Genomic DNA, 14593 nt, shown 5'->3' on the forward strand with positions numbered 1-14593 from the left:
GACGGCCTTTTTCTTTTTCTCGCCGCAACCCTCCACACCCCATGCAGCACCAGAAAATCCTCATCCTCGATTTCGGTTCCCAGGTCACCCAACTGATCGCCCGCCGCGTGCGCGAGGCCCATGTGTACTGCGAAGTGCACCCCTGCGATGTCAGCAGCGAATGGGTGCGCGAATTCGCCGCCGACGGCCAGCTCAAGGGTGTGATCCTCTCGGGCAGCCACGCCAGCGTGTACGAGGTCGATGACAAGGCGCCCGACGCGGTGTACGAGCTGGGCGTTCCGGTGCTGGGCATCTGCTACGGCATGCAGACCATGGCGCAGCAGCTGGGCGGCAAGGTGGAAGGCTCGCACACGCGCGAGTTCGGCTACGCCGAGGTGCGCGCTCGCGGCCACACGGCCTTGCTCAAGAACATCGCCGACTTCACCACCCCCGAAGGCCACGGCATGCTCAAGGTGTGGATGAGCCATGGCGACAAGGTCACCGAGCTGCCCCCGGGCTTCAAGCTCATGGCCAGCACCGACTCGTGCCCCATCGCCGGTATGGCCGACGAAGCGCGCCGCTTCTACGCTGTGCAGTTCCACCCCGAGGTCACGCACACGGTGCAGGGCAGGGCGTTGCTGGAGCGTTTCGTGCTCGAGATCTGCGACACCAACCCGGACTGGGTGATGCGCGACCACATCGCCGAAGCCGTCGAGAAGATCCGCCAGCAAGTGGGCGACGAAGAGGTCATCCTGGGCCTGTCGGGCGGCGTCGATTCGTCCGTGGCCGCGGCCCTGATCCACCGTGCCATCGGCGACCAGCTCACCTGCGTGTTCGTCGACCACGGCCTGCTGCGCCTGAACGAGGGCGACATGGTGATGGACATGTTCGTCGGCAAATTGCACGCCAAGGTGATCCGCGTGGACGCGGCCGACCAGTTCCTCGGCCACCTCGCCGGCGTGAGCGAGCCGGAGGCCAAACGCAAGATCATCGGCCGGGAATTCGTCGAAGTTTTCAAGGCCGAAGCCGCCAAACTGACTTCAAGTGGTGCATCAACAAAAGGTGCCAAGTGGTTGGCACAAGGAACAATTTACCCTGACGTGATCGAATCCGGTGGCGCCAAGAGCAAGAAAGCCGTCACGATCAAGAGCCACCACAACGTGGGCGGCTTGCCCGAGCAGTTGGGCTTGAAATTGCTCGAACCGCTGCGCGATCTGTTCAAGGACGAGGTGCGTGAACTGGGCGTGGCGCTCGGTCTGCCGCACGACATGGTCTACCGCCACCCGTTCCCGGGCCCGGGCCTGGGCGTGCGCATTCTGGGCGAAGTGAAAAAGGAATACGCCGACCTGCTGCGCCGCGCCGACGCGATCTTCATCGAGGAACTGCGCTCCACGATCGATCCGCACAGCGGCAAGACCTGGTACGACCTCACCAGCCAGGCCTTCACCGTGTTCCTGCCGGTCAAGAGCGTGGGCGTGATGGGCGACGGCCGCACCTACGACTACGTGGTGGCCCTGCGCGCGGTGCAGACCAGCGACTTCATGACCGCCGATTGGGCCGAGCTGCCGTATGCGCTGCTCAAGAAGGTCAGCAGCCGCATCATCAACGAGGTGCGCGGCATCAACCGGGTAACGTATGACGTGAGTTCGAAACCGCCAGCCACCATCGAGTGGGAGTGAAAACAGGTTCTTCGGTGATGCGGCCGCAAGGGTGCGGCCGTCACGCAACGTTACATCGGCGTCGCTCGAATCGGCGCGCGATCCCTCCACAATCCTCGCTTTGCCTCTCATGATCGTCGTGCAAACCAATCGTTTTTTCTTCCTCTGGGCCGCCTTCGCCCTCGCTGCCGGGGCCTTCGTGCCGTCATCGGCACCCTACGCCGCCCAACCCCATAACGCCAAGCCTGCGGCCCAGAAGAAAGCCGCCGCACCTGCGCAGGCGCCTGTCACCGCGCAATCCACGGTCGCTGGCGGACCACCGATGCTGGCCGCCAAGGCATGGCTGGTGATGGACTTCGACTCCGGCGAAGTGCTCGCCTCGAACAACCCCGATGAAGCGTTGCCGCCGGCGTCGCTGACCAAGATGATGACCAGCTTCCTGGTCGAACAGGCGCTGCGCACGGGCAAGCTCAAGAAGGACGATCTTGTTTCGGTCAGCCAGAACGCCTGGTGCCGAGGCTCGAGCAGCGAGTCGTGCATGTACCTGCCGCTCAATGGCCAGGCCACGGTGATCGATATCCTGCGCGGCATCATCATCCAGTCGGGCAACGATGCATCCAAGGCGATTGCCGAGCACATGGCCGGCACCGAAGAGAATTTCGCCAAGCTCATGAACGCCGAAGCCCAGCGGCTTGGCATGACCAACACGCGTTTCGTGAACGCGACGGGGCTGCCGGACCCGGCGCACAAGACGTCTGCGCGCGACCTCGCGATTCTCGCGCGCGCCATCATCCACGACAGCTCCGAGTTCTATCCGATCTACGCCGAGCGCGAGTTCAAATACAACAACATCAACCAGGGCAACCGCAACGCCTTGCTCTATACCGATCCCTCCGTCGATGGGCTGAAAACCGGCCACACCCAGGAAGCGGGCTACTGCCTCGTCACCTCGGCCAAGCGCAACGGGATGCGTTTCATCACCGTGATTCTCAACACCCAAAGCATGCAGGCGCGTGCCGACCAGACGCGTGCGTTGCTCGCCTGGGGCTTCGGCAACTTTGAGAAGGCCACGCCGATTCAGCCGAACACGGTGGTGGAAACCGCCAAGGTCGGCTTCGGCAAGACAGACACGGTTCCTGCGGTTCTGGGGTCGCCCTGGATGCTGACCGTGCCGCGCGGCCAGCAAGTGCAAACCACGGTGCAAATCAATCCCGATCTGGAAGCCCCAGTGGCCAAGGGCGCGGTGATCGGCAAGGTGGTGGCGAGCTCCAATGGCAAGCCACTGGGAGAGACGCCGCTGGTGGCGCAGGCCGACGTCGAGCGCGCGGGCTTTTTCCTGCGCATGTGGCAGCACCTGCTCAAGCTATTTGGCAAGTGATGGCAGGGGCGTGACGCGGGAGCGATCCTGCGGTTCGCCCCTTTGAGTGATCGCTCAGACTGAGCCCGCCGCCAGGTACTGGTGAATCTGCGCAACGGCGGCGGCGCCTTCGCCGATGGCGCCGCCCACCCGCTTGACCGAGCCCGAACGCACGTCACCCACGGCAAACACGCCGGGAATGCTGGATTCCAGCGCCGCACGGGACCCCGCGCCGGTGACAACGAAGCCGTTCGCGTCGACGGCGATATTGCATCCGTCCAGCCAGCCGGTCTCCGGGTCCGCACCGACGAACATGAACAAGTTGCGCAGCGGTTTGTCTTCGTGCACCGCTGCGCGGTCGTCGCGCCAGGACACTGCGGCCAGACCACTTTGCGCATCGCCATGCAGCGCGGTGATGGCGGTGTGGGGCTTCAACTCAATGTTGTGTGTGGCTTCGATGCGGTCGATCAGGTAGCGCGACATGCTGGCGGCAAGACCTGGCCCTCGGACCAACATGGTGACCGTGGCCGCGTGCTGCGACAGGAACACCGCAGCCTGGCCCGCGGAGTTGCCCCCGCCCACCAGCACCACGTCGGTCTGCGCGCAGAGCGTCGCCTCCAGCGCCGAAGCCCAGTACCAGACGCCGCGTCCTTCAAATTCCTGCAGGCGCGGCACATTGGGCCGGCGGTAGCGTGCGCCGCTGGCGATAACGACCGTGCGCGCGCGCAGGCGACGGCCGTCGCTCAGGCGCAGAGCCAGTTCGCGGTCCGGGCCACTGCGCGCGCAATTCAGCGAGTGCACCTCGGCCGGGATCAGCATTTCGGCACCAAATTTCTGCGCCTGCACGTAAGCGCGTCCGGCCAGGGCCTGGCCCGAAATACCGGTGGGGAAGCCCAAATAATTTTCAATCCGGGCGCTGGCGCCGGCCTGGCCACCATAGGAGCGGCAGTCCAGCACCACGACGCGCAGGCCTTCCGATGCGGCATAGACCGCGGTGGACAGACCTGCCGGCCCTGCGCCCACCACGGCCACGTCGAACAGGTCGTCGTGCGCCACGCTGTCCACCATGCCGATGCAGCGCGCCAGCGCGGTATCCGTCGGATTGACGAGCACGGCGCCGTCGGGACACACCGCCAGCGGCTCGTCCGGGCCGGCGCCGGACTGCTCCAGCAGGGCCGCGGCATCGGCGTCGGTGCTGGCGTCGACCACGTGGTACGGCTCGCCGTTGCGGCGCAGAAAATTCTGCAGCCGCATCAAGTCGGCCGACGCCGGCTTGCCGATGAGCACCGGGCCGCTGGCGCCTGCCTCGATCAGCGCCACGCGCCGAAGAATCAGTGCTCGAACCAGACGTTCACCCAGATCCGCCTCGGCAATGATGAGTGCGCGAAGCTGGCCGGGTTGCAGCAACAGGACCTCCACCTCTTCCAGTGCGATCCCATCCACGAGCGATGGCTTGCCGGACAGGGTCCCCACCTCGCCCATGAAGTGGCCTCGGCGGTGTTGCACGATGGGCGTCACGTGTCCCAGGCCGTCCCGCTGGCTGACCGCGATGACGCCCTTGATCACCACAAACAGGCCGGGCCCGGGCTCGCCGGCGGTCAGCAGGCGCGCGCCCTGTTGGTGGGTTTGCCTTGTCCCGAAGCGCTGCATCCGTGCGGTTTCGGCATCGGCCAGCACCGGAAACATCTGGTGGCGGCGGGACAGCAGCTCGCTCGGAGGGGCATCGGTGTCAAAGGTAGCCATTGGGTCGATCCTGTTCTCGTCTTTCTTCGCCCAGGGCAGCAACCGCCACGGCCTCGGCACACGCCAATCATCTCGCGAAGCGCCTTCGATACTCCCCAAGACTCACGCCCAGGCGACGTCCAAACGCGCGCCGAAAACCGTCCACATTCGCGTAACCCACGGCGTCGGCCAGCCGCTTGGCCGGCAGGTCCGAATCTTCAACCAGGCGGCGGGCTGCGTCGATCCTTGCATTCTCGACAAACTCGGCGGGCGTTGTCCCGGTCTCGCTGCGAAAGATGCGCGCGAAACTCCTTTCGCTCATGCCCGCACGCGAAGCCAGGGCGGGCACGGTGAGATCGTCCTTCAGATGGGCGAGTACGTGGTCCTGCACCTCGCGCACACCCGAGCGTTCGGATGTCTGCGCCGCGAGATGCGCACTGAACTGGCTCTGGCCGCCAGGCCGCTTGAGGAACATCACCAACTCGCGGGCCACCTGCAGTGCGAGTTCGCGACCGTGGTCTTCTTCCACCATCGCCAGTGCGAGATCCATGCCGGCGGTCACCCCGGCGGAGGTGAAGAGTTTGCCGTCCTTCACATAGATCGCGTCGGCTTCGACGCAGGTGCGGGGGTTCTCCGCCGCGAGGCGGGCGGCGGCGTTCCAGTGGGTCGCCACCCGTTTGCCATCGAGAAGCCCGCTGGCCGCCAGCACGAAGGCCCCAGTGCATACCGAGCCATACCGCCGCACCGTGCGCGACTGGCGCCGAAGCCAGTTTTGCAAGTGCGCGTTGCTCGCCATGTCCTCAATGCGGGGGCTGCCCGCGACGAGCAAGGTGTCGATGCGACCACGGTGCGTCGCCACGGAGGCGTCCACGGCCAGACGCAATCCGCTGCTGCTCATGAGCAGGCCTTCCTCGGCGCCAATCACCTGCACCTGGTAGGCGCGCGGTTTTCCGAGCTTGCGCGATGCTTCCATAAAAACGTCGGCAGGGCCTGCGACATCCAGCAGTTGGAAACGTGGAAAAGCGAGGATGGCGATGCGCATGGCTGACAAGGCCCGGTGATTGGCAGAAAACGCCGTGTGTTGGCGAGTGAGGCAAAGCAAGTCTGGCAGAAAATACAGATAGCTGCAAATTCTGCCAAAGGAGCTCGTTGTGCAAACACCGTCCATGAACCCGTCTTCACCGGTTTTTCAATCATCCGGAAAAGCGTCGGTCCGCAACCTGCCCGTCAATCTGTTTGCGGCGGTCATGGGTCTTTCGGGGCTGGCACTCGCCTGGCGGCTGGCGCACAGCAGCCTGGGCGCGCCGGCCCTTGTCGGCGAGGCCATCGGCGCCTTTGCGCTGGGCGTCTTCGTGCTGATCTCGCTGGGCTATCTGACGAAGCTCGCCAGGTATCCGGAGGCAGTGCGGGCAGAGTTCCATCACCCCATCGCTGGCAACTTCTTCGGCACCATCGCGATCTCGGTTCTCTTGCTGTCTGCTGTCGTGGCGCCGTACAGCGCGCCTGCGGCGAGCGCCATCTGGACAGTCGGCGTGCTGGCCACCTTGGCGTTGAGCTTCGTGGTGGTCTCCCGCCTGCTCAAAGGCCAGGTAGATCCATCGCATGCGATGCCAGCCTGGATCGTTCCGTGCGTGGCCACGCTCGATATCCCCGTCACCGGTGCGCAGATGCCGATGGCCTGGGCTTCAGAAATCAATCTGCTGGCCAGCGCGATCGGCGCCGTGATGGCGCTTGTGCTCTTCACGATGATCGTCGGTCGGCTTGTGCACCGCGACCCGCTTGTACCCGCCATGACGCCGTCGTTGATGATTCTGGTGGCGCCATTCGCCGTGGGCTTCCTCGCGTACACCAATATGGTGGGAGGCGTCGACGACTTTGCCGCGCTGCTCTTCTATTTTGGTTTGTTCACGTTCGCCGTGGTGGCCCCGAAAGTGTTCCGGCCCGACGCCAGGTTCTCCGCGGGCTGGTGGGCGATAGGCTTCCCGCTGGCGGCACTGGTCATTGCGGCGCTGAAGTACGCGGCATTCCGGGGGAGTGGGCCGCTCTGGGGTATCGCCGCTGTGTTGCTTGGCATGCTGACGGTGATCCTGGCGATGCTCACGGTGCGAACCATGCAAATCGCACTCAATGGAAAGCTGTTCGCCTGAGGCCGAGACACGCATGAGGCTGACCGAGGGTGAGGATGAGCTCTGCAGCAGCGACGTGAGGGCAAGGCTTGGTGGCCTTCACGTCGTGCCGTGGAGATGATGACCGTATCAAAATTCCTACCGGGGGGAGGCGATATGTCGCGTTCGGGCTTTCTGTTGCGGCGGCCGAAGTGCCGTGTTTCCCGGGCCGAGGTCTGACATGGGGGCGGCCGACCTCCTTCAATCGCTGGCCCTGGTCCCACTGACGCTGCTCCCCATCATGAACCCGCTCAGCGGGGCGCCGGTGTTCTCGATGACCGTCGGTGGCGACCCCGTTGCGAGTCGCCAACTGGCGCGCCAGGTGGCCATCAATTGCTGGCTCGTGCTGGTGGGCTCAATGCTGGTGGGCACCTATGTGCTGGAGCTGTTTGGCATCTCGCTGCCGATCGTGCGCATCGGCGGTGGACTGCTGGTGGCGGCCTCGGGCTGGCGCATGCTCAACCGCAGCGACGACGACGAGGTTCAGGCCGCCGTCAAGCGCAACCAGACAGTTGCCTGGACGCATGCTGACGTGGTGCGGCGCAGCTTCTTTCCCCTCACGTTTCCGCTGACCACCGGGCCAGGCACCATCGCGGCGGCCACTGCCATCGGTGCCGGCTGGCCGCGCCAGCTGCAGATGTATGTGGCCGGCGCCATGGTGGCGGTGCTGGGCGCCACCTTGACTGTCGGTGTGGTCTTCCTGGTCTATCGCCATGCCGGGGTGCTGATGGCCAAGCTGGGCGAGGTGGGCTCTCTGGTGATGATCCGCCTGATGGCATTCATGCTGCTATGCATCGGTATCCAGATCATCTGGACCGGCTGGGCCGAGTTGAACGGCATTACCTCACCTTGAACGGAAGGCGGAATTCATGAACACGCTGTTGATCGTTGTGCAAGGCCTGATGCTGCTGGGCCTGATCGCTGTCGGTGTGCATTACAAGGGCATGGCCATCGGCCTGTTCGGCGCGGTCGGCGTGCTGCTGTTCGTGCTGCTCTTTGACGTCGCGCCCGGCTCGGTGCCGGTATCGGCCATGCTCATCATCATGTCGGTGGTGACGGCGGCCGGCGCGATGCAGCTGGCCGGGGGCATCGACTTTCTGGTGGCGCAGGCGCAGAAAGTCATTCGCCGATTTCCCAACCAGATCACCTATGTGGCGCCGTTGACCACGTTCGCTTTCTGTGCCGGCGCGGGCACCGGCAACATCTACTACTCGTTGATGCCGGTGATCTACGAGGTGGCGCTGGCCAATAAGGTGCGGCCCGAGCGGCCGCTGGCGCTGTCGGCCACGGCCGGGCAGTTGGCCATCACGGCCAGCCCGGTGTCGGCGGCCATGGCCGCCATGGTGGGCCTGCTGGCGCCCACCGGCTTCAAGATCTCCGACATCCTGATGATCACGGTGCCGGCCTCCATCGTCGCCATCCTCATCGGTGGTTTCGTGATGAGCCGTGTCGGCAAGCCGCTGGAGCAGGACCCGGAATACCAGCGCCGCGTCGCCAGCGGTGAGCTGACCCCGCCCGCCGCCGACACGGAACTCAAGGCGCCCACGCGCGAGGGCAAGATTTCGGCCTTGCTGTTTCTGACCGGTGTGCTCTTCATTATCGCGGCCGGCATCTTCCCTGAACTGCGCCCGCAGGTGACGGTCAGGGGCGCGTTGGTCGGCGTGGACCTGTCCCAACTGATCCAGATCACCATGTTGACCGTGGCCGCCGCCATCGTGATGTTCGCCAGGATCAAGGCCAGCGATATCGTCAAGAGTTCGCTGTTTGACTCCGGCATGGTGGCGGTGGTGGCGCTGTTCGGCGTGGCCTGGATGGCCAATACCTTCATCGCCGCCCACGAGCGCGTCATCGTCGACGGCCTGGGTTCGCTGGCCCAGCAGGCGCCCGTGATGATCGCTGTTGCCTTGTTCGCTGTGGCGGCCATGACCACCAGCCAGTCCAGCGCCACCTTCTCCATCATTCCGATCGGCATCGCCCTGGGCCTGCAGCCGGCCACGTTGGCCGCCATGTGGCCGGCGGTGGTGGGCGTGTTTCTGCTGCCTACCAACGGCTCGCAGATCGCCACGGTGGAGCTGGACCGCACCGGCAGCACACGCATTGGCCGCGCGGTCATCAACCATTCCTTTCTGCTGCCGACCTTGCTCTACGCGGTGGTCGCGGTCGGCCTGGGCCTGCTGATCTCGCGCTTCGTGGGCTGAGCACGATGGACACCGATGTGCTCTGGCTGGAGGCAGGCCGCCAATACGGATTCGATGACCTGGTGTTCTGGCAAAGCCGTGGCCGCGCGCCCTTCGAGACCGTGGCGGGTTCGATTCGCACCGTGGTGCTGGGCCCGCACGCCAGCGCCGCCTTTCCCACCGAGTTGCAGCCCTTTGTCGCGCCTGGTTTGACGCGGCGCAAGCAGTTCGATTTCTCCGACGTGCTCACCAGCGCGCTGGGCCGCGCCTGGGCGGCGGCGGACCCCAGCCTGGTGTTCATCGAGAACCCGCATTCGCGGCTGGTGATGGACCCGAACCGCGCGCCACCCGCGCAGCCTCTACAGAATCTGCGTGAGTTCTGGGCGCGGCTGGCGCGCCAGCGAGCCGGCGAAGAGGGCGTCTCTTTCGCCGGCGTCGATGCCATCCGCCCCATCACGTTTTCTGGCGAGGATGTCTTGCTGCAGCCGAACGGCGAGGCGGGCTGGGAAGCCCTGGCCACAGCCCTGTCACGCAGCCATGCGCTGGGCCCGCAGGCCTATGGTGCGGCCATCGAGCGGGTGATCGACCTCGTGCGCAGCAAAGGCCAAGGCAGTGCGTTGCTGGTCGTCAGTCTGCACGACACGATGAACACCAAGATGCGCGCCGATGGCGCCATCGTGGTCGAGCGGCCTGAGGCCGATCGCTTGCCGGCCTGGGTGAATCTGGGTAACCGAGGGAATGAGCGGGGAGAGGGCGAAGAGGTCAGCTTGCCGGCTGCGTACCTGCGCAGGTTGGCCGCCGCGTGGGGCCAAGCCTTGGGTGCCGCGCCGGGGGAGATCAGCCTGAACCAACCGTACAAGGGGGCGCAAGAAACGCTGTATTGGGGCAAAGCCCTGAGCGGTCAACCGAACAGCGGCGCGGTGCAGGCGGAGTTTCGCCGGGAGGCGCTGCTGGGTCCCGAGGCGACGGCCTGTTTGCAACGGCCCGGTGCGGATTGGCCGACGGGGTTGGGTGAGCGTCTGGAAGGCATCGCGCTGCAACTTGCCCGGGCCATCCTGCAGTAACTGCACCGATAGGCTTTTGGCCTTTGCAGCGTCCCCAGCCCTGCCAGGGCGCTACACCATGCGCCCGACCTTCCTTGCCTTGGGAGCCAAACCGCTGGCCGGAACCGTGGGTACGAAGCTCGCCACTGGCCGTGCCGACGCCTTGGTTTCTTCGTCCAGCGAAGCGCAGATTTTTCGATGGCTTCCGGGGTGTCGATCCCGACGGAGCGCAGGCGCCCCGTGATGTCTTCGGCGCTCGCGGCCAGTGTGGCGGCACGCTGTTTGAGGCTGTCTTGCAGTTCGTCCAGTTGCCCCAGGGTGGCGCGCACCTTCTCCAGGCAGGCGGCGACGTCGTTCGGATCGGCAATTTCTTGGTTCATGGTGGAGCTCCTGTGTTGGCCATCTGCGGCAACCAGTGGTTAACCCATCACATGGGCAGGTTCCCGCAAGGCGCCACCGCCTCACTCAGAGACCGGGGCCGTCGGCTCTTGCCTGCTCGGGATTTTTCAACGTCTCCAGTTCCTGTTCGAGGATGAAGGCCCGCTGGGTCATTCCCTCGACTTCCGCCCGGGAGAAGTTGCTCAGGTTTCCCGCGAGCTTCTCATCCAGGTCCTTCAGTTCCCGGGTCAACTCGTCAACGCGATGGATCACTTTGACGACCGCTTTTTCTTCGGCTTCGATCTGAGGCAACGCCGCCACCATGTTCACCACTTCTGTTGGCGCTGAGTCCGGCTTTTGGGGTTCAGCTCTGGACTCGGGCCGGGATGGGATGGTCGATAGCAAAGACGGGTTGACATCTGGCGTCATGAGGAACCTCCACTGGGACATCGATCGCAGCGCTTGTGAACGGGCGCACGGCATGCTGCAATCCCCTGGGTAACGGAAGCAGGTGGGGGGTTCCAGGGCCGGCCCGCAAGCCAGATTCCCGGACAACAATGGCGCGATGTCCAGACCCACTGCACTCCGTCAGCGCATCGACCGCCAGCTCGGTCTGCTGCGTTCGTGGCTGGTGTACCGCGCCATTCCCTGGCGTGGCGCGCAACTGCGGCGCTTCTACCGGCGCTTCGTGCCCACGGGCGGTTTGGCGTTTGACGTGGGCGCGCATGCGGGCAACCGCGTGGCGGCGTTTCGCCAGCTTGGCGCGCACGTGGTCGCGCTGGAACCGCAACCGGATTTCGTGCATTTGCTGCAGCGCCGCTTTGGCCGCGATGCGCGGGTGAGCGTGTTGCCGCAAGCCCTGGGCCGTGCGCCCGGGCAGGCGCGTTTGATGGCCAGTCCGCGCACGCCGACGGTGGCCACGTTGTCAACCGATTTCGTGCAGCGCGCGGGGGCCGCGCCGTCATTTCAGGGCGTGCGTTGGGAAGAGGGGCCGCTGGTGGCGGTGACCACGCTGGACGCGCTGATCGCCACGCACGGTGTACCCGATTTCGTGAAGATCGACGTGGAAGGTTTCGAGCTGGAGGTGCTGCGTGGCCTGAGCCAGCCGGTGCCGGCGCTGTCGTTCGAGTTTCTGCCTGCCGTGCGCGACATTGCGCTGGGCTGCATCGACCGGCTGGAAGCCCTGGCCGGGCGTGGGCGCTATCGCTATGCCGTGTCGTTGAGCGAACGGCTGCGCTTGCAGGAGCCCGATGGCGTGTCGGCCGATGCGATGCGGGCGTGGTTGCGCGAGATGTCGGCCGACGCGCCGTCGGGTGACGTGCACGCCTGGCTCGACGAGCGCTCAGGAACCGGGCAGCGCCGTTGACGTCGCCAGCGCGGGCGCCGACACGTGCTCGACACCGATGGCCTCGTGCGCGCCCGGCGCATCGAATGCCTTCAGCAACACCGGCGTCAGCGCGTGCATGGGACCCAGGGCACGTTCGGGCGGCGCGAGACCGGGCACGAAACCACTGCCCAGCAAGCGCTGCAGCAAGGCGCGGTTGTCGCTGATGACGTGCACCGGCACGTCCCACGACGCCCCCGGGCCGCTGACCAGCGCGGGCGGCTGGTGGTCGCCCACCACCACCATCACCAAGGATGGCGGCGCGCGTTGCCGCAAGTACTCGGCCATCCACGCGTACTGGTAGCGCATGCTGGCGATGTAACGCGACATGGTTTGCGTTGTGGACAGCGGCGCGGCCAGTGCCGACCGGGCTTGCGCTTGCGTGTACGCGTCGGGACCCTTGAGGCGCGACCCGTCCGGCACGAAGGGCGCCAGTGGATGAAACGGCGCGTGGGTGCTCGTGGTCGGGAAGACGGCGAAGCGCGGCGCTGCATCCGATGGGCCGTGGTCGAGCTCCTGCGCGTGCAGCAGCGCCATCGCGGCCTGGTCGGGGATGCGCCAATAGCCAAAGTCCGGGCCGCTGTAGCCGATACCGGCATCGTCGGCGAGGCGGTCAAAACCATAGAACGCGCCTTCGGGCCAGGGCCGCTTGAGGCCGGGCATCCAGCCCACGGTGCGGTAGCCATGTCGCGCGAAGTGGCGCACCAGCGTGGGCCGCTGACTGGCGAGCAGCAGGTCGTGGTCGGCGGGTTGGGTGGTGTCCACGCCCGCGAGCAGCGCCGCGTGCGACAGCCACGATGCGCCGCCGAAGGTGGGTGCGGTGACACGGGCGGTGACCACGGTGCGCCCGCTGTGGTGGATGGCGTCGTCCAGCGCGGTGCGCGCGTCGGCCAACGCGGTGGCCTGCGCCGGTTGATCGAAGGCGACGGTGCCATACGACTCGGCGAACACGAGCAACACGTCTGCAGGACCGTGCGCCCCCACCAGACCGGAAAGACCGCCGTCAAACGCCGGGCTGGGGCCCAGCGCCGCGTTTCCGTGCGCGGGCCACCACACGCCCGCCAGCAGTTGGGCCTGGTGCAGCAAGGTGGGCATGAGCGTCAAGGAAAAGAACCAGCGCGTGTCGCGCCGATCGGGCTCATAGGCGGCAAAGCTCCATGTGAACACCGCCACTGCCGCCAGCAGCCACGGCCGTGGAGGCTTCCAGTCCAGGCATTGGGCCAGCGTGGCAATGGCGATGCGCACGGCGATGAAGAGCAGTCCCGTGCCCAGCACCAGCGCGGCCACCGCCGCCACCATCTGCCAGGCGGACGCCGACTGCGCTGCCACGCGCAGCAACTCGGCGGCGTGGCGCCCATCCCAATAGACGTTGGCGGGACGGCCCAGCACGGCGGGCGCGGTCACATCGGCGTAGCGCACGGCCACCAGCGCGGCGAAGCCGATGGACGCCACTGTCGCCGCGCGCGCGGAGAGTCGCCCGCGCCAGACCACCCAGGCCAGCAGCGCCACCGTGCCCAGGCACAACTCGAAACTCAGTCGCGGCATGTACCGCACACCGAAGCCGGGCCAACGGTTCTCGAAGGTCAGCAGCGTGTTCAGCAGGGCAAAGGCCAGGCCGAAGCGCAGCAGCCAGGCGAGGGCGGCGCTCACACGAAACGGCTCATTGCCTGACCGCTTCGAACTCGATGATCAGCGGCACCTCGTCACCCACCCAGCCGTTGGACACCGCGTAGTTCATGCCATAGGCGCTGCGTTTGAAGCTGCCCCGGGCGGACACGCCCATCGTGTAGGGCTTGCTCAGCGGGCCGCCCATGGGCGACTCGGCGCTCTTGTTCCAGGTGGCCAGCAGCGTGAGCGGCAGCGACTTGCCCAGCAGTTCGAGCTGGCCGGCGATCTCGAAGGTGCGCTCGCCCGTGCGCTTGGCGCTGTTGGCCGTGAACACCATGCGCGGAAACTCACCGCTGTTGAGGAAGTCCGGGCCTTTCAGGTGGTCGTCGCGTTTGCGCTGGTTGGTGAAGACGCTTGCGGTCTCCACCTCGATGCGCACCTCGGAGAGCGTGGCCGTGGCCTCGTCGAAGCGGTAGCTGCCGCGCGCCGATCGGAACATGCCGAGCACCTTGGCGAAACCGATGTGGTCGACCAGGAAAGCAACCGTGATGTGGTCGGGGTCGAGCTGGTAGCGCGCGGCCTGCGCCTGGGCTGGCGCGCTGGCACCGAGGATCAGCCACAGGGCGACGGTGGAGAGAAGGGGCATTCGCATGGTCAGGTCTCCAGGGGGGTGCGGCGCTGCCGCGCCAGGGTTCGTATGTCAATGGCGAAGGAGAGGGTCAACAAAGCCAGGCTGAGCGCGGCCAGCGCACTGGCGAGCCAAGGCGGCACGATCGGGCCCAGGCACACGATCAGGGTGGTGATCTGGACGACGCACACCGTCTGGCGGCGTTTGCTGGGCGCGAGTGGGGCATGCAGCCACGGCCAGGCGCGCGCCGCGGCCACGAAGGCGTAGCGCATCAGCCCCGAGGCGAGCACCCAGGGGCCGGCCTGGCCCGCCTGCAGCACCAACGCGCACAGCACGAGCGTGAACGCCGCGTCGGTCTCCATGTCGAAGCGCGCACCAAAGGCGCTGGCCAGGCCGGTGCGGCGCGCCAGCGCACCGTCCACCGCATCGAGCAGGGCGGTGGTGGTGGCCACCGCGATGAGCCACCACATCGCGGTGGCCTGGGCACTCAGGGG

The 14593-nt window shown here is 66.2% G+C and carries 13 protein-coding genes; 7 read left to right on the plus strand and 6 right to left on the minus strand.

The features are described from left to right. Positions 1-41 precede the first annotated feature (41 nt). Together guaA and FFS09_RS09180 are read left to right on the plus strand one after the other, a co-directional pair. Complete coding sequence (guaA, locus tag FFS09_RS09175) at positions 42-1658, plus strand: glutamine-hydrolyzing GMP synthase (RefSeq protein ID WP_137918547.1); 1617 nt, start codon at positions 42-44, stop codon at positions 1656-1658. A 109-nt stretch (positions 1659-1767) separates the two neighbouring features. After that, on the plus strand, positions 1768-3015 hold the full coding sequence (locus FFS09_RS09180; protein WP_137918548.1) for a D-alanyl-D-alanine carboxypeptidase family protein: 1248 nt from the start codon (positions 1768-1770) through the stop codon (positions 3013-3015). A gap of 54 nt (positions 3016-3069) precedes the next feature. Here the strand turns inward: FFS09_RS09180 and FFS09_RS09185 are convergent, their stop codons facing one another. Together FFS09_RS09185 and FFS09_RS09190 are read right to left on the minus strand one after the other, a co-directional pair. Next, positions 3070-4737 carry an FAD-dependent oxidoreductase gene (locus FFS09_RS09185; protein ID WP_137918549.1) on the minus strand — a complete coding sequence of 556 codons (1668 nt, stop codon included), beginning with the start codon at positions 4735-4737 and terminating at the stop codon, positions 3070-3072. A gap of 67 nt (positions 4738-4804) precedes the next feature. Further along, positions 4805-5758 (minus strand): GlxA family transcriptional regulator, encoded by a 954-nt coding sequence (locus FFS09_RS09190; RefSeq protein WP_137918570.1) that lies wholly within the window; start codon positions 5756-5758, stop codon positions 4805-4807. Between the two features lie 124 nt (positions 5759-5882). On the opposite strand from FFS09_RS09190, the gene FFS09_RS09195 reads away from it, so the two are divergent. The 4 genes from FFS09_RS09195 (at position 5883) to FFS09_RS09210 (ending at position 10122) form a co-directional block, all read left to right on the plus strand. Beyond that, positions 5883-6863, plus strand: a complete 981-nt coding sequence (locus FFS09_RS09195; protein ID WP_137918550.1) for an SLAC1 anion channel family protein — start codon at positions 5883-5885, stop codon at positions 6861-6863. 199 nt (positions 6864-7062) lie between these two features. Continuing rightward, on the plus strand, positions 7063-7734 hold the full coding sequence (locus tag FFS09_RS09200) for a MarC family protein (RefSeq protein WP_137918551.1): 672 nt from the start codon (positions 7063-7065) through the stop codon (positions 7732-7734). Positions 7735-7750: 16 nt separating this feature from the next. Further along, positions 7751-9079 carry an anaerobic C4-dicarboxylate transporter family protein gene (locus FFS09_RS09205; RefSeq protein ID WP_137918552.1) on the plus strand — a complete coding sequence of 443 codons (1329 nt, stop codon included), beginning with the start codon at positions 7751-7753 and terminating at the stop codon, positions 9077-9079. Between the two features lie 5 nt (positions 9080-9084). Further along, positions 9085-10122: an N-formylglutamate amidohydrolase gene (locus FFS09_RS09210; protein ID WP_137918553.1), complete on the plus strand. Its 1038-nt coding sequence runs from the start codon at positions 9085-9087 to the stop codon at positions 10120-10122. A gap of 444 nt (positions 10123-10566) precedes the next feature. Here FFS09_RS09210 and FFS09_RS09215 read toward each other — a convergent pair whose 3' ends face one another. Further along, positions 10567-10908, minus strand: coding sequence for a hypothetical protein (locus FFS09_RS09215; protein WP_137918554.1), 342 nt, complete (start codon positions 10906-10908; stop codon positions 10567-10569). A gap of 136 nt (positions 10909-11044) precedes the next feature. Between FFS09_RS09215 and FFS09_RS09220 the strand changes: the two genes are divergently transcribed. Further along, positions 11045-11845 carry an FkbM family methyltransferase gene (locus FFS09_RS09220; RefSeq protein ID WP_137918555.1) on the plus strand — a complete coding sequence of 267 codons (801 nt, stop codon included), beginning with the start codon at positions 11045-11047 and terminating at the stop codon, positions 11843-11845. On the opposite strand, the gene FFS09_RS09225 is transcribed toward FFS09_RS09220, so the two are convergent. The 3 genes from FFS09_RS09225 to FFS09_RS09235 form a co-directional block, all read right to left on the minus strand. Further along, positions 11822-13513, minus strand: a complete 1692-nt coding sequence (locus FFS09_RS09225; protein WP_137918556.1) for an LTA synthase family protein — start codon at positions 13511-13513, stop codon at positions 11822-11824. The two genes, FFS09_RS09220 and FFS09_RS09225, sit on opposite strands and share 24 nt — an antisense overlap. Before the next feature lie 10 nt (positions 13514-13523). Further along, positions 13524-14123 carry a YceI family protein gene (locus FFS09_RS09230; protein ID WP_212745082.1) on the minus strand — a complete coding sequence of 200 codons (600 nt, stop codon included), beginning with the start codon at positions 14121-14123 and terminating at the stop codon, positions 13524-13526. A gap of 2 nt (positions 14124-14125) precedes the next feature. After that, positions 14126-14593: CDP-alcohol phosphatidyltransferase family protein (locus tag FFS09_RS09235; protein ID WP_171019939.1), on the minus strand; the 468-nt coding region annotated here is incomplete at its 5' end.

This window comes from Hydrogenophaga sp. 2FB (genome assembly GCF_005503365.1).
Taxonomy (GTDB): Bacteria; Pseudomonadota; Gammaproteobacteria; order Burkholderiales; family Burkholderiaceae_C; genus Hydrogenophaga.

What these genes read in the sequence shown, in the direction of transcription:
- FFS09_RS09220 (WP_137918555.1), top strand. Translation starts at nt 11,045, where the DNA reads ATGTCCAGACCCACTGCACTCCGTCAGCGCATCGACCGCCAGCTCGGT.
- FFS09_RS09210 (WP_137918553.1), top strand. Translation starts at nt 9,085, where the DNA reads ATGGACACCGATGTGCTCTGGCTGGAGGCAGGCCGCCAATACGGATTC.
- FFS09_RS09205 (WP_137918552.1), top strand. Translation starts at nt 7,751, where the DNA reads ATGAACACGCTGTTGATCGTTGTGCAAGGCCTGATGCTGCTGGGCCTG.
- FFS09_RS09230 (WP_212745082.1), bottom strand. Translation starts at nt 14,123, where the DNA reads ATGCGAATGCCCCTTCTCTCCACCGTCGCCCTGTGGCTGATCCTCGGT.
- FFS09_RS09185 (WP_137918549.1), bottom strand. Translation starts at nt 4,737, where the DNA reads ATGGCTACCTTTGACACCGATGCCCCTCCGAGCGAGCTGCTGTCCCGC.
- FFS09_RS09190 (WP_137918570.1), bottom strand. Translation starts at nt 5,758, where the DNA reads ATGCGCATCGCCATCCTCGCTTTTCCACGTTTCCAACTGCTGGATGTC.
- guaA (WP_137918547.1), top strand. Translation starts at nt 42, where the DNA reads ATGCAGCACCAGAAAATCCTCATCCTCGATTTCGGTTCCCAGGTCACC.
- FFS09_RS09180 (WP_137918548.1), top strand. Translation starts at nt 1,768, where the DNA reads ATGATCGTCGTGCAAACCAATCGTTTTTTCTTCCTCTGGGCCGCCTTC.
- FFS09_RS09195 (WP_137918550.1), top strand. Translation starts at nt 5,883, where the DNA reads ATGAACCCGTCTTCACCGGTTTTTCAATCATCCGGAAAAGCGTCGGTC.
- FFS09_RS09200 (WP_137918551.1), top strand. Translation starts at nt 7,063, where the DNA reads ATGGGGGCGGCCGACCTCCTTCAATCGCTGGCCCTGGTCCCACTGACG.
- FFS09_RS09215 (WP_137918554.1), bottom strand. Translation starts at nt 10,908, where the DNA reads ATGACGCCAGATGTCAACCCGTCTTTGCTATCGACCATCCCATCCCGG.